This window comes from Streptomyces sp. 11x1 (assembly GCF_032598905.1).
Lineage (GTDB): Bacteria > Actinomycetota > Actinomycetes > Streptomycetales > Streptomycetaceae > Streptomyces.
Map to the genome: position 1 here is coordinate 4,656,604 of NZ_CP122458.1, position 13,738 is coordinate 4,670,341.

At 71.1% G+C, this 13,738-nt stretch carries 13 protein-coding genes; 4 read left to right on the top strand and 9 right to left on the bottom strand.

Annotated elements, in window-relative coordinates:
- Positions 1 to 37: 37 nt before the first annotated feature.
- From P8T65_RS20285 to P8T65_RS20300, 4 genes are all read right to left on the bottom strand, one after another.
- Positions 38 to 1,489 (bottom strand): hypothetical protein, encoded by a 1,452-nt coding sequence (locus P8T65_RS20285; RefSeq protein ID WP_316726692.1) that lies wholly within the window; start codon positions 1,487 to 1,489, stop codon positions 38 to 40.
- A complete protein-coding gene (locus P8T65_RS20290; protein WP_399099445.1) occupies positions 1,486 to 2,163 on the bottom strand; it encodes a SigE family RNA polymerase sigma factor in 678 nt (225 codons plus the stop codon). The genes P8T65_RS20285 and P8T65_RS20290 overlap by 4 nt, the downstream gene beginning before the upstream one ends.
- 706 nt (positions 2,164 to 2,869) lie before the next feature.
- Positions 2,870 to 3,937 carry an aspartate-semialdehyde dehydrogenase gene (locus P8T65_RS20295; protein ID WP_316726694.1) on the bottom strand — a complete coding sequence of 356 codons (1,068 nt, stop codon included), beginning with the start codon at positions 3,935 to 3,937 and terminating at the stop codon, positions 2,870 to 2,872.
- A gap of 85 nt (positions 3,938 to 4,022) precedes the next feature.
- The gene (locus tag P8T65_RS20300; protein ID WP_230216011.1) at positions 4,023 to 5,303 is read right to left on the bottom strand and encodes an aspartate kinase; all 1,281 of its coding nucleotides are present in this window, start codon (positions 5,301 to 5,303) and stop codon (positions 4,023 to 4,025) included.
- A gap of 340 nt (positions 5,304 to 5,643) precedes the next feature.
- Between P8T65_RS20300 and P8T65_RS20305 the strand changes: the two genes are divergently transcribed.
- Both P8T65_RS20305 and P8T65_RS20310 read left to right on the top strand, forming a co-directional pair.
- Complete coding sequence (locus P8T65_RS20305; RefSeq protein WP_316726695.1) at positions 5,644 to 6,381, top strand: response regulator transcription factor; 738 nt, start codon at positions 5,644 to 5,646, stop codon at positions 6,379 to 6,381.
- The gene (locus P8T65_RS20310; RefSeq protein ID WP_316726696.1) at positions 6,378 to 7,763 is read left to right on the top strand and encodes a HAMP domain-containing sensor histidine kinase; all 1,386 of its coding nucleotides are present in this window, start codon (positions 6,378 to 6,380) and stop codon (positions 7,761 to 7,763) included. The genes P8T65_RS20305 and P8T65_RS20310 overlap by 4 nt, the downstream gene beginning before the upstream one ends.
- Before the next feature lie 43 nt (positions 7,764 to 7,806).
- On the opposite strand, the gene P8T65_RS20315 is transcribed toward P8T65_RS20310, so the two are convergent.
- Positions 7,807 to 8,307, bottom strand: coding sequence for an SgcJ/EcaC family oxidoreductase (locus tag P8T65_RS20315; RefSeq protein ID WP_316726697.1), 501 nt, complete (start codon positions 8,305 to 8,307; stop codon positions 7,807 to 7,809).
- 190 nt (positions 8,308 to 8,497) lie between these two features.
- Between P8T65_RS20315 and P8T65_RS20320 the strand changes: the two genes are divergently transcribed.
- Entirely contained in the window at positions 8,498 to 9,337 is an 840-nt protein-coding gene (locus P8T65_RS20320; protein ID WP_316726698.1) for an alpha/beta hydrolase, read from the top strand.
- Positions 9,338 to 9,678: 341 nt separating this feature from the next.
- Here the strand turns inward: P8T65_RS20320 and P8T65_RS20325 are convergent, their stop codons facing one another.
- From P8T65_RS20325 to P8T65_RS20340, 4 genes are all read right to left on the bottom strand, one after another.
- Entirely contained in the window at positions 9,679 to 10,614 is a 936-nt protein-coding gene (locus tag P8T65_RS20325; RefSeq protein ID WP_316726699.1) for a M56 family metallopeptidase, read from the bottom strand.
- Between the two features lie 162 nt (positions 10,615 to 10,776).
- Positions 10,777 to 11,442 (bottom strand): DUF5063 domain-containing protein, encoded by a 666-nt coding sequence (locus P8T65_RS20330; protein ID WP_184905494.1) that lies wholly within the window; start codon positions 11,440 to 11,442, stop codon positions 10,777 to 10,779.
- A complete protein-coding gene (gene recR, locus P8T65_RS20335; RefSeq protein WP_184905496.1) occupies positions 11,435 to 12,034 on the bottom strand; it encodes a recombination mediator RecR in 600 nt (199 codons plus the stop codon). The genes P8T65_RS20330 and recR overlap by 8 nt, the downstream gene beginning before the upstream one ends.
- Positions 12,035 to 12,238: 204 nt before the next feature.
- On the bottom strand, positions 12,239 to 12,583 hold the full coding sequence (locus P8T65_RS20340) for a YbaB/EbfC family nucleoid-associated protein (RefSeq protein WP_316726700.1): 345 nt from the start codon (positions 12,581 to 12,583) through the stop codon (positions 12,239 to 12,241).
- A gap of 279 nt (positions 12,584 to 12,862) precedes the next feature.
- Here P8T65_RS20340 and P8T65_RS20345 point away from each other — a divergent pair, with 279 nt between their 5' ends.
- Entirely contained in the window at positions 12,863 to 13,630 is a 768-nt protein-coding gene (locus P8T65_RS20345) for an SLATT domain-containing protein (protein ID WP_316726701.1), read from the top strand.
- Positions 13,631 to 13,738: the final 108 nt, after the last annotated feature.

Genomic DNA, 13,738 nt, shown 5'->3' on the forward strand with positions numbered 1-13,738 from the left:
CCCCAGCAGGGCAGTCAGGCGCCCACCCGCAGACCCGTCAGGTCGCTGCCATCAAACCCGTCCGGTAGACCACGCCCGCGCAGGCGTTGCCGATGTTCGCCGAGAAGGTGACGATGCCGCCCTCGGTGGTGTGGGAGACGAGGACGCTGCCGTCGGCGACGCCGTCCTCGGTGAAGAGCTGGGTGGAGACGGAGTTGGTGCCGTCGGTCGTGGTGCCGGGGCTCGCCTCCCCCGTGGGCGTCGGGTCCGGTGACGGATCCGAACCGCCGGTGCCGCCGCCCGTCGTCCCGCCGGTGGTCTGGCAGGGCTCGGACGGCACCCAGGCGAACCGCACCTCGTACGCCGCTCCCGGCTGCAGCACCAGCTGGGTCAGGGACAGCGACGGGTCGGGCAGTCCGGCCGCCGCGTCACCGGCGACATGGGTCGCCACGGTGATCTTCGACCCGTCCGCGGCACCCTGCGGGAGGGCGCTCACGGAGCCCCCGCCGGTGACCGTACAGCTCGTGCCGGAGATGTTGGAGATGCGGAACGAGCCGTAGACGGCTCCGCCGGAGTCCGGTGCGCCCACGCTCCCGCCCCCGCCGAGCTGGGCCGCCGTACAGAGCGCGGAGGCGGCGGCCGTCGGCGTCGCCTGCGTGCCGCTCGTGGAGCCGCTGCTCTGGCCCTTGTCCTTGTCGCTCTTGTCCTTGTCCGTGCTCTTGCCGGGCTCCTTGGACCCGCCGGAGGAGCCTCCCGACGAACCGTTCCCGCCGGTCTGGCCCTTGGACTGGCCCTCGGTCTCCTGCTTGTGCGAGCCGTTGCCCATGATGGAGGTGTTCACGTCGGAGCCGGTGGAGTTGGAGACGTGCACCAGGGCCGGGATCGCCGTGCCGATGAGGAGCGCGGCGGCGGCCATGCCGACGACGGCCTGACGCTTGCGGGTCCGCCGCGCCGGTACCGCCCGCCGCAGATGCTCCAGGGTGCCGTCCCTGGGCTCGATCTCCGCCACCGCCTGGTGCAGGAGATTGCGCAGCACCAGTTCGTCGGAGTCGAACGCGCCGAGACCCTTCGCCCCCGAGCCGTTCAGCACCGCACCGTTCAGCACCGCACCGTTGAGCGCGGGGCCATCCGGCGCGGGGCCATCCGGGGTCGCGTCGTCCGTACTCGGGTCAGCCGAATTCAGGTCGGCCGAACGCGAGTCGTCCTCACGCGAGTCGTCCGGAGCGTGGCCTTCGAGATCCTGGCCCTCGGGGTGGGGGCCTTGTTCTTCGGGGCCGTGATTCACAGTTCCGTTCCCAGCGTGCGATTGCGTTTCTTCGTGCTCCTCGAGCCCGCGCCCCCCGACGCGCCCGTCCCGCCCGCGCTGCTCCGCGCGTTCGTCCTCGCGCTCCTCGGCGCGTTCGTCCTCGTCCCGGCGCCCCCAGGAGGCACGCCTCCTGGGGGCGAGCTCGTCCCGACCGCCCGGCCCGCCGTGCCTGTCGGGTCCGTCGTCCTTGCCGCGCGTGCTCATGCGGGCGCCTCCATGGCGACGCGCAGTGCCGCGATGCCCCGGGAGCCGTACGCCTTCACCGAGCCCAGCGATATGCCGAGCGCCTCGGCGACCTGGGCCTCGGTCATGTCGGCGAAGTAGCGCAGCACGAGAACCTCGCGCTGCCGCCGCTGGAGCCCCTTCATCGCCTTGATGAGCGAGTCGCGCTCCAGCTGGTCGTACGCGCCCTCCTCCGCGCTCGCCATGTCGGGCATCGGCTTCGACAGCAGCTTCAGGCCGAGGATCCGGCGGCGCAGGGCGGAGCGCGAGAGGTTCACGACCGTCTGGCGCAGATAGGCGAGCGTCTTCTCCGGGTCCCGGACGCGCTTGCGCGCCGAGTGCACGCGGATGAACGCCTCCTGGACGACGTCCTCGCAGGAGGCGGTGTCGTCGAGGAGGAGCGCCGCGAGACCGAGGAGCGAGCGATAGTGAGCGCGGTACGTCTCGGTGAGGTGGTCGACCGTCGTACCGGAGGCCGGCACCGTCGACGTGTCGTCCGCGCCGTCGCGCTGGCTGGGTATGCGGGTCGGCCGCGTCGCGGGCATCGGCGCGATCACCGGCATGCCGCCGGCCGAACCGGGCATGCGGGGACGGCGGGGTGGACGCAGGGCGGTGCCCCTCGTCTGTACCGCGGTGAAATCGAGTACCTCTGCCACGCCTGTTGGACGCGCATCCCCCCGTCGGGGTTGTACGAGACAGGCATCACTTTTGCGTCAGACCGCACATGTGTCCGTATGGCATGGGCGCTGGTCGGTATGGCGGCCACGTCCGTCGGCACGCAGCGCGCAGCCATCGGTACGACCCACCGAACACCGGACAGCGCGTCGAACGCCCTCATGCGTACCAGCTCTTCCCCTATGCCCCAAGTGGTGGCGCCCAGCCCCGCCGAAGGGCGCCCGGTAAAGACGCTCCCCGTGCGTCGCGCGGTTGCGGCGGACGGGGAGAAAAATCCTCGATCACCGGGAGGCCTGAATCAACCCGGAAATCCGGCGGCGGTACGGGCGGAAATCGTCCGTCCGTGGAACCGTCGACCCGAAGAACTTACACGCCACCGCTGACAGGGGCCGACGCCGCGGGGGCGGGGAGTGCGGGTTCGTCGGCGACCGCGGGCCCGGTGGGGCTTCTCGCGCAGTTCCCCGCGCCCCTGAAAAGCCGGGGCTGCGCCCATGCTTTTCATCCAGCGGCCCCGCCGCCTTCCAGACCCACAGGGCCGCCGCTTTCCAGACCCGCGGGGCCGTGATCTTCCAGGCCCGCAGGGCCGGTCTTTCAGGCCCGCAGGGCCTGATCTTTTAGGGGCGCGGGGAACTGCGCGAGAAGCCCCACCGACCCGCACCCGCCAAAGCGACCCGCGCCCCCGAGCGACTACGCGCCCTTGACCACCAGTTCAGCCACCTGAACCGCGTTCAAGGCGGAGCCCTTGCGCAGGTTGTCGCCGCAGACGAAGAGTTCCAGGGCCGTCGGGTCGTCCAGGGCCCGGCGTACGCGCCCGACCCAGGTGGGGTCCGTGCCCACCACGTCGGCCGGCGTGGGGAACTCCCCCGCGCCCGGATCGTCGTAGAGGACGACCCCGGGGGCCGTGGCGAGGATCTCCCGCGCCTTGGCGACCGTGACCTCGCCCTCGAAGCGGGCGTGCAGGGTGAGGGAGTGCGCGGTGACCACCGGCACCCGTACGCAGGTCACGGCGACCGGGAGCTTCGGCATTCCGAGGATCTTGCGGGACTCGTCCCGCACCTTCATCTCCTCCGAGGACCAGCCGTCCGCGCGGAGGTCCCCGGCCCATGGCACCACGTTGAGCGCCACCGGCTCCGGGAACGGCCCGGTGCTGTCGCCCACGGCCCGCCGTACGTCGCCGGGGGCGGTCCCCAGCTCCGTGCCGGCGACCAGGGCGATCTGTCGGCGCAGGGTGTCCACGCCGGCCCGGCCCGCGCCGCTGACCGCCTGGTACGAGGAGGCCACCAGCGCGCGCAGCCCGAACTCGGCGTGCAGCGCGCCGAGCGCCACGATCATGGAGAGGGTCGTGCAGTTGGGGTTGGCGACGATCCCGCGCGGCCGGTTCCGGGCGGCGTGCGCGTTCACCTCGGGGACGACGAGGGGCACCTCCGGGTCCATCCGGAAGGCGCCCGAGTTGTCGACGACGACCGCGCCCCGGGCCGCCGCGACCGGGGCCCACTGCTCGGCGACCTCGTCGGGGACGTCGAACAGGGCGATGTCGACCCCGTCGAAGGAATCCTCCGACAAGGCCGACACCTCGACCTGCTCCCCGCGCACGGTCAGCTTGCGGCCGGCCGAGCGCGGGGAGGCGAACAGACGGATCTCGCCCCAGATGTCCGCGCGGTGGGACAGGATCTGGAGCATGACGGTGCCGACGGCCCCGGTCGCGCCCACGACCGCGAGCGTCGGCCTGCCGGCACGCCCGGCATCGACCGCCATCAGCGACCGATGCCGAGACCGCTACGGGCACCGCCACCGATGCGTACGCCGGCACCGCCGTCGTACGCCCGGTACGAACGGACCGTCATCGTCCGGTGCCTCCGTAGACGACGGCCTCGTCGCTGTCGGAGTCGAGCCCGAAGGCGGTGTGCACGGCGCGCACGGCCTCCGGCACGTCGTCGGCGCGGGTGACGACCGAGATGCGGATCTCGGAGGTCGAGATCAGCTCGATGTTCACACCCGCGTCGGACAGTGCCTCGAAGAAGGAGGCGGTGACGCCCGGGTTGGTCTTCATCCCCGCGCCGACCAGGGAGATCTTGCCGATCTGGTCGTCGTAGCGCAGCGAGTCGAAGCCGATGCCGGCCTTGTTCTTCTCCAGCGCGTCGATGGCCTTGCGGCCCTCGGTCTTGGGGAGGGTGAAGGAGATGTCCGTCAGCCCGGTCGTCACGGCGGAGACGTTCTGCACCACCATGTCGATGTTGACCTCGGCGTCCGCGATGGCACGGAAGATCGCGGCGGCCTCGCCCGGCTTGTCCGGGACGCCGACGACCGTGACCTTGGCCTCGGAGACGTCGTGGGCGACTCCGGAGATGATGGCGTGCTCCACCTTGTGGTCCCCTTGCGACTCTGGCTTCTCGTTGCTGACCCAGGTGCCCGGCAGTCCGGAGAAGGACGAGCGGACGTGGATCGGGATGTTGTAGCGGCGGGCGTACTCGACACAGCGGTGGAGCAGCACCTTCGAACCGGACGAGGCCAGTTCGAGCATGTCCTCGGAGGAGATCCAGTCGATCTTCTTCGCCTTCTTCACGACCCGCGGGTCGGCGGTGAAGACGCCGTCGACGTCGGTGTAGATCTCACAGACCTCGGCGTCCAGCGCGGCGGCCAGCGCGACGGCGGTCGTGTCCGACCCGCCGCGACCGAGGGTGGTGATGTCCTTCTTGTCCGCGCTGACACCCTGGAAGCCGGCGACGATGGCGATGTTGCCCTCGTCCAGCGCGGTCCGGATGCGGCCGGGCGTGACGTCGATGATCCGGGCTTTGTTGTGGACCGAGTCGGTGATGACGCCTGCCTGGCTACCGGTGAACGACTGGGCCTCGTGGCCCAGGTTTTTGATCGCCATGGCCAGCAGCGCCATGGAGATACGCTCTCCGGCGGTCAGCAGCATGTCGAACTCACGCCCGGCAGGCATCGGTGACACCTGCTCGGCGAGATCGATCAGCTCGTCCGTCGTGTCGCCCATCGCGGAAACGACGACGACCACCTGGTGGCCGTTCTTCTTCGCTTCCACGATCCGCTTGGCGACGCGCTTGATGCCCTCGGCATCGGCTACGGAGGAGCCTCCGTACTTCTGCACGACAAGGCCCACGTGCGCTCCTCGCTCCGTTTCAGTCCCTTATCCGCACATACACACGCACTCACACGTGCTGCGGCGGTCGGCTCAGTCTATCGAGCGGTCGAATATCCCTTCCTTGGTACCGCATGGTGAGATGTCCCGCTCACCCTTTGATCACCTGGTTTTTCTCCGGACCTTCCACCGGTTTCGCCCGGCTTCTCGTCCGGAGCCTCGACCGCTCCGGGAACGTCCCTGCCCAGGCCGCCGCCGAACAGTCGGCGCGGACGGGGAAAAGTGCCTGGAGTCACACTCCGGCCCACCGAGGGCCCTTCCGCCGAGGGAACCGCAACTTTCAAGCATTAAGGTCGTGGCCGTGCGCGTACTTCTGGTGGAAGACGACGAGCCGGTCGCCGAGTCCCTGCGACGAGGGCTCCTGCGGTACGGCTTCGAGGTGCAGTGGGTCAACACAGGCGGGGCGGCGCTGTCGTACGACGGCCCGTACGACGTCGTCCTCCTGGACCTCGGGCTGCCCGACACCGACGGCCTCGACGTCTGCAAGGCCCTGCGGGACCGCAGCCAGGTGCCGATCATCGTGATCAGCGCCCGGAGCGACGAGACGGACCGGGTGGTCGGGCTGGAGCTCGGCGCCGACGACTACGTCTCCAAGCCGTTCGGTGTGCGCGAGGTGATCGCCCGGATAAGGGCGGTGATGCGCCGGGTGCAGCCGCGCGCCGCCGGCACGCCCGCCGCCGGCCCCGACCGCTACGGCCCCCGCCTCACCGTCGACCGCAAGGCCGCGCGCGTCCACCTGGACGGCACGGAGGTGGCACTGGCCCCCAAGGAGTACGACCTCCTCGCCTTCCTCACCGAGGAGCCGGGCGCGCTGATGTCGCGCGAGCAGATCATGGAGGCGGTCTGGGACGCGAACTGGTTCGGCCCGACGAAGACGCTCGACGTCCATGTGGCCGCGCTGCGGCGCAAGCTCGCCGGGGCGATCACCATCGAGGCGGTGCGGGGCGTGGGGTTCCGGCTCGTCGTCGACGAGGGCGCGGGCAGCGACGGCAGTGAAGGCTCGGGCGCCGACGGCAGTGAGGGCCCGGGCGCGTCATGATCCGTCAGCTCATCCGCAGCTACGTCCTCCTCGTGGCCGTGGCCATCGCGTTGTTCACCGTGCCGGTGGCGTTCACGCTCACGAATCAGCTGCGGGGCGACACCGAGCTGTCCGTCAAGCGTGAGGCCGAGACCATGGCCAAGCTGCTGGGCACCGACGACGTCGCCGCGTGCGAGGCCCTCACGCAGATGGCCAAGGCGTACACCGACGACGACGCCGAGGTCCAGGTGTCCGCCACGAACGGCTGCGGGCCCGAGGGCTTGGCGGCACCGGTCCGGGACGCGGCCCTGACCAGGGCCCTGGAGGACGGCAGGGCCACCACCGACTGGGGAGCCGACTTCATCTGGGGCGACAACCTGGTGATCACCGTCCCCGCCCATGAGCGCACGGCGGACGGGAAGGCGACGGATGAGGTCGTCGGCGCCGTACGGATCGTCTTCTCGACCGACCACCTCACCTACCGCCTCTGGACCATCTGGGGCTTCCGGGCGGCGCTGGCCGTCCTGGTCCTCGCGGCCGCCGCGTTCATCGGCGTGTTCGCCGCCCGACGGCTGACCGCTCCGCTGCGCCAGCTCAACGAGATGGCGAGCAAGATGAGCGACGGCGACCTGACGGCCCGCTCCCCCGTGACCGGTCCGCAGGAGACACAGACCCTGGCGCGGACACTGAACCAGGCGGGCGAACGGCTGGACACACTGATCGCGTCGCAGCGCATCTTCGTCGCCGACGCCTCCCACCAACTCCGCACTCCCCTCACGGCGTTGCGGCTGTCCCTGGACAACATCGCGGACGGGGTGGACGACGAGTTCGTCCGGGAGGACGTGGAGCAGGCGACGGCCGAGGTGGTCCGGATGAGCCGTCTGGTCAACGGTCTGCTGGTGCTGGCGCGGGCCGAGGCGAAGGTGACGGCGGCGGAACCGCTGTCCCTGCGGGACGTCATCCAGGAGCGCCTGGATGTGTGGAGACCGGCCGCCGACGAGCGCGGAGTCACCATCACGCTCAGGGGGAGTGCCGACGGCCGGCCGCTTGTGCTGGCCAGTCCCGGTCATCTGGACCAGGTCCTGGACAACGTGCTCTCCAACGCCCTGGAGGTCTCGCCGGACGGTGCGACGATCACGGTCTCGGTGGAGACCCGGGGCGACGAGGTGGTGCTGTCGGTGCTGGACGAGGGGCCCGGCATGTCGGACGCCGAGAAGTCCCGCGCCTTCGACCGCTTCTGGCGCGGTCAGGGCCTCACCGGGAAGTCCGGGTCGGGCCTCGGCCTCGCCGTCGTCAAGCAACTCGTCACCGACGACAACGGGACCGTGGCCCTCAAGGACGCGCCCGGGGGCGGGTTGTGCGTCGCGCTCACCCTGCGCGCTGCGCGCCACGGGGGTGGCTGAGCCGGGAGGTGGAGGGCTCAGCCACGCTCGTGAGGGCGGGTGCTCAGCCCTCGGGCATCGCCGACGAGTGGTGGTTCACGATCTTCCACACGCCGTTCCGCTTCTCGTACTCGTAGGTGTAACGAGCCTCGACGGCACGCTTCTTGCCGGTCTTCGGGTCGGTGAGCGTGAAGACGTACGAGCCGGTGTCGATCGCGGAGTCGCCGTCCAGGACGTTGATGATCGTCTTGGTCTTCTTGCCGACCGGCTTGTTCTCCAGGAAGTGGTCGAAGTAGTCGACGATGCCGGCGCGGTTCGTGCGGATCCTGTTGGAGACGGTCGGCAGGAGGACCGCGTCCTTCGCGTAGCGGTCCGCGACCTTCTTGGAGTCACCGGTCTGCAGCGCCTTGTTCCAGCCGTCGAAGAGCGCCGCGATCTCCTTCTTGGAGGGCTTCTTCGGCGCGGCCTCGGCTCCGGCCATGCTGACACCTGCGGTGACCGTGCCGGCGGTGACCAGAGCGGTGGCGGTGACGATGGCGGCACGTATCCGGTTCTTGCGGGTCATCGCGATCTCCCGTGCGAGGTTGATGAGTTACTGCCTCCGCTTCCGGTACGGCGGAAGTGACTCAAGATTCGCGCGGGGCGAGTTAGGGGCCGTGCAACGGACGTACAGCCGTGGGGCAGGGATCGTACAAAGCACACACCGTGACGCGACGTGCACCTCTGGTGCGGGGCTCACGGGGTAACAGACAGCCATGAGCGAAGTGCTGCTGAGCGAGAGTTTTCGTAGTGCGTCGGGAGCCGTGCGGTGGGGCACGGCCGGAGAGGCGGGTCAGGAGCCGGTCGTGCTCTGCCACGGCACGCCCTTCTCCTCCTACGTCTGGCGCGGTATCGCCCAGACGCTGGCCGACACCGGCCGGTACCAGGTGTTCGTGTGGGACATGCCCGGGTACGGCGAGTCGGACATGCACACCGGCCAGGACGTCTCCCTGGCCGCCCAGGGGCGGGTCCTCGCCGACCTGCTGAAGTGGTGGGGGCTGGGTGAACCCCTGGTGGTGGCCCATGACTTCGGGGGAGCCGTCGCCCTGCGGGCCCATCTGCTGCACGGGGCCCGCTACCGCGCGCTCGCCCTCGTGGACCCCGTGGCGCTGGCCCCGTGGGGGTCGCCCTCCTTCCGGCTGCTCGGCCGGCACGCCGACGTCTTCGAACAGTTGCCGCCCGCGCTGCACCGGGCCCTCGTGCGGGAGTACGTGAGCTCCGCCAGCGGCCCCGGGCTGCACCCGGCGGTCCTCGACCGGCTCGTCCAGCCGTGGCTCGGCGAACACGGTCAGCCCGCCTTCTACCGGCAGATCGCCCAGGCGGACCAGGCCCACACGGACGAGATCCAGGACCGGTACGGGGAGATCGGCCTCCCGGCGCTGGTGTGCTGGGGCGAGGACGACCGCTGGATCCCGCTGGCGAAGGGGCGGGAGCTGGCCGACCGCATCCCGGGGGCGCGCTTCGTCCCGATCGCGGGCGCGGGACACCTCGTCCAGGAGGACGCACCCGCCGAACTCGCGGGCGCTCTACTGGCGTTCCTCGGAACCGTCGCCTGAGTCGGGTCCGGCCTAGAAGCGTCCTGAAGATCTTGAAAATGCGCCCGGCTTGCCCTACTTGATGGCGATTGACATTTACCGGCAATCCAGGGTGAGTCGGGCGGCCAGAGCAAGATCTTCAGCGGTCTCCTAGGCCCTGTCGTCACATTCCCGCCTGCCCCGCGGCGCCATGCACGCGCTCTCGACGCACCGGGCACCGACCCGATTACGTCCAGTACGCGGGTCAGTGCCCGGCACGCCGAGAGCACGCTCCCCCGGCCTCGGCTGCGCTCGACCGGGAGGTACCCCCACGACGCCGCGGGGCCGCCCTTCGGGCGACGACGGGAATGTGACGACAGGGCCTAGAGGGTCCCGAGCGCCGGGGCGAACGCGATGAGCAGGGGGAGCAGGGCCAGCAGGGCGGCGGCCGTCGTGGTGGCCGCGCGGCGGGTGCGGTCGAGGCGGGGCGGCGGCTCCAACAGCCGCTCCACCCGGTCGCCCAGCAGGCGGCGGGTGTTGGAGCAGCTCAACACGCCCCGGTGCTGGTTGAGTTCGATGAGGGCCAGGGCGGTGGTCAAGTGCCCGCAGCGACGGGAGGCCGTGTCGTCGGCGGCGAGTTCGACGAGGCGGTGGGTCTGGTCGGCGAAGTGGGCGAAGAGGGGGATGCGCGGGAAGCCCGTGGCGAGGGCGGTCGAGAGGTGGAGCAGCCAGTCGTGGCGGGCGCGGGCGTGACCCAGTTCATGGGCGAGCACGGCGTCCAGCTGACGGTCGCTCAGCTTGCCCAACGCGCCCGTGGTGACGACCAGTCGGGGCGGCGCACCCGGCATGAGCCACGCGTCGGGATACTCGTCCTCCAGCACCAGCAGCGGCCCCTTCGCCTGCGGCAGGCCCGCCGGGAGATCGGGGGCCCGCTCCCGCAGGTGCGCACGGCGCAACCGCCGACGACGCCGGGCCTCGACCAGCTCCCGGGCCAGCATCGCACCGCTCCAGGCCGCCCCCAGGGCCAGCACCAGCGTCAGTACGGCCGTCCAGGGCGGCGCGGCCGTGAGGTCGTACGCGGCGGTCACCGCCGGGGGCGCGGGGGCGAAGGCATGCGTCCGAACCGTCTCGAACACGGCTGCCGCGCCCAGCACCAGCGCCGCGAGACAGCTCAGCAGGGCCGCCGCCACCAGGCACTGCCACGTCCACAGCGCGACCACGGGTTCCCGCTCGGGCCACCTGGCCCTCAGCAGCGCACGGGGACCCACCACGGCGGCGGTCAGAGCCACGGCGACGAGAAGCAGCAGGAGAACGGTCACGTCACTGGGTCCGGTTCCTGTCGGGGGCGGGCGACGGCGCTTACGCTACCGCCGGTCCCCGCACCCGCAGCACCCCTTGGCGTGCCCCGAAGCGGGCGACGAGACAGGCGAGGCGGCAGGCGTTCGAGGCGGACGACGGACGGTGGACGGTGGACGGTGGAGCTACTTGACCTTCCTGCCCAGTCCCAGCGGCCCCGCGATCTCCTCCGCCATGACCTTGCCCGCCTCGAACTCCAGCGTCTCGTCGCCCATCAGTTCCTGGTCGGTGTCGAGGCCGTCCAGCTCGGCGAGGGGCTGGTTCAGGCGGACGTGCGCCACGAGGGACTGCAGGGCCCGCAGGGTCGCCGATGCCGTGGAGCCCCAGTTGGAGAAGTAGGAGAACTGCCACCACCACAGCGCCTCGGTGGTGCGGCCCGCGCGGTAGTGGACCATGCCGTGGCGCAGGTCGGCGATCACGTCGGCGAGGTCGTCGGAGATCCGGGCCGGGACCGGCGCCTTGCGGGGCTCGTAGGGGTCGAAGACCTCGGAGTAGACGTCGACCGGGTCGAGCATCAGGGCGAGGCGTTCGCGCAGCTCGTCCACGTCCGGCTCGAAACCGGGGTCGGGCTCGTAGCGTTCGTCGGGCACGATGTCCTCGTGCGCGCCGAGGCGACCGCCGGCCAGCAGCAGCTGGGAGACCTCCAGCAGCAGGAACGGGACGGCCGAGTCCGGCTCGTCGCCCTTGGCCACCTCGGTGACGGCGACCAGGAAGCTCTCGATCTGGTCCGCGATCTGGACCGCGAAGTCGTCCGGGTTCAGGTCCGTCGCGTGCAGCGTGGCGTCAGACATCCAGCAATCGTCTCCCCTCGAAGGCGCGGCCGAGGGTCACCTCGTCCGCGTATTCCAGGTCGCCGCCCACCGGGAGGCCGCTGGCCAGGCGGGTGACCTTGAGGCCCATGGGTTTGATCATGCGGGCGAGGTACGTGGCCGTGGCCTCGCCTTCCAGGTTCGGGTCCGTGGCCAGGATCAGCTCGGTGACCGTGCCGTCGGCCAGGCGGGCCAGCAGCTCCCGTATGCGCAGGTCGTCGGGGCCGACGCCCTCGATCGGGCTGATCGCGCCGCCGAGGACGTGGTACTTGCCCCGGAACTCGCGGGTGCGCTCGATCGCGACGACGTCCTTCGGTTCCTCGACGACACAGATGACGGACGGGTCGCGGCGCGGGTCGCGGCAGATGTTGCACAGCTCCTCCTGCGCCACGTTGCCGCAGGTCGCGCAGAAACGGACCTTCGCCTTCACCTCGAGGAGGGCCTGCGCGAGCCGCCGTACGTCCGTGGGCTCCGCCTGCAGGATGTGGAAGGCGATCCGCTGCGCGCTCTTGGGACCGACGCCGGGCAGTCGCCCCAGCTCGTCGATGAGGTCCTGGACCACGCCTTCGTACACGGACTGCCGTCCTTCCTGGTGTCTTTCAGTACGTACCGTAGTCGGCCGCCGCCGCTCCGAGGAAGGCGGTATCGGGCACGGATGGGCTCGCCGGGGGGTTGCGGGCGAGTTCTGCGGAGTTCGGAGGGTCGGGAGGTGTTCAGCGGAAAAGTCGCGCCGGGGGCGCGGAGAGGGGTGGGTGAGGGGGCGGCCGAGAGGCCCGGTTCAGAAGGGCAGGCCGGGGATGCCCGAACCGCCGCCGAGGCCCTGGGCGAGGGGGCCCAGTTTCTGCTGCTGGAGGGTCTGGGCGTTCTCGTTGGCCGCCTGGACGGCCGCGACGATCAGGTCGGCGAGGGTCTCGGTGTCCTCCGGGTCCACCGCCTTGGGGTCGATCTTCAGGGCGCGCAGTTCGCCGGAGCCGTTGACGGTGGCCCGCACCAGGCCGCCGCCCGCCTGACCGTCGACCTCCGTGTGCGCGAGCTCCTCCTGTGCCCTCGCCAGGTCCTGCTGCATCTTCTGGGCCTGCTGGAGCAGCTGCTGCATGTTGGGCTGGCCACCACCGGGGATCACGTTCAGCTCCCTCGCACGAGTACTTGCGGAGGCCCGCGGGGACGGTTCTACGGACGCCCCCGGGGACCTTCTTGCGGTCGCAACGAGCCTACGTGGTCGGCACGGCCTCTGCCGCGCCACTCTTTCGAGTGAGTCGGCGGGGATTCGTATATCCGATCAAGGGCATCTTCCAGGGGATAAGCGGCGAAAACACCATCTTCGCCACCCATTGGGCGGTAGGAAGGGGTCCGGCCGCGTCAGGGTGGTGCGTGAGCGCCGTACGTACGTAGGGAGTGCCGGGTGAGCCAGCCGGAGATGCAGCCCGAGGGGGGACCCCAGGACGGGCGGGGTGAGGGGTCCGGGCTGTGGGCGGAGCCGTGGACGGCCGCGACCGGACCGTGGGTGGGGGAACTGGCCGGGCGGCCGTTCCCGCAGGGGGACTGGGGGGCGCCGGCGGAGCGGCTGGAGGAGCTGTACCAGTGGGTCGAGCGGGCGGCGCTGGAGACCGCGTCGTGGTATCTCGCGGACCGGGTGTGGAAACGCCTCGCGGCGCGGGTGCTGCGGGTCGGCGCGGCGACGGGCGCGCTCGTCGGGGCCGCGCTGCCGCTGCTCGACCTCACCGGGGCGGTGGGCGGGGCGGCCCCCTGGGGGTATCTCGCGCTGCTGTCCTGTGTGGCGTGCGTGGCGGTGGATCGGTTCTTCGGGGTCACCTCCGGGTGGATGCGGGACGTCGCCACGGCCCAGGCCGTGCAGCGGCGGTTGCAGATGCTGCGGTTCGACTGGGCGTCGGAGAGCGCGCGGGAGGTGCTGGGACCGGCGGAGGGGACGGCCGGGGAGGCCGCCGAGCGGTGCCTCGGGGTGCTGCGGCGGTTCTCCGAGGACATCACGGAGCTGGTGCGGGCCGAGACGGTGGACTGGATGGTGGAGTTCCGGGCGGGGGCGGCGCCGTCGGGGTTGCGGGTGGGGGGATCCGTGGGCCGGCCGGAGGGGGTGGTGAACGGGCGGGTGCCGTTGCCTCCGGGGGCTCGGCCGAACATGCCACGGCAGCGGCCGCCGGAGGCTCGGTAGGGGCCACCGGAGGCTCGGTGGGGGTTTGCTCGCCCCCGCCGCCCCTACCCGTCCCATCGTCGCAAGGGGCTGCGCCCCTCTGACCCCCACGGGCGGGTTCGGTGGGGG

Bases quoted from the DNA above. Each gene is read 5' to 3' on its own strand.
- P8T65_RS20285 (WP_316726692.1), bottom strand. From the start codon at position 1,489: ATGAGCACGCGCGGCAAGGACGACGGACCCGACAGGCACGGCGGGCCG.
- P8T65_RS20295 (WP_316726694.1), bottom strand. From the start codon at position 3,937: ATGGCGGTCGATGCCGGGCGTGCCGGCAGGCCGACGCTCGCGGTCGTG.
- P8T65_RS20310 (WP_316726696.1), top strand. From the start codon at position 6,378: ATGATCCGTCAGCTCATCCGCAGCTACGTCCTCCTCGTGGCCGTGGCC.
- P8T65_RS20315 (WP_316726697.1), bottom strand. From the start codon at position 8,307: ATGACCCGCAAGAACCGGATACGTGCCGCCATCGTCACCGCCACCGCT.
- P8T65_RS20320 (WP_316726698.1), top strand. From the start codon at position 8,498: ATGAGCGAAGTGCTGCTGAGCGAGAGTTTTCGTAGTGCGTCGGGAGCC.
- P8T65_RS20330 (WP_184905494.1), bottom strand. From the start codon at position 11,442: ATGTCTGACGCCACGCTGCACGCGACGGACCTGAACCCGGACGACTTC.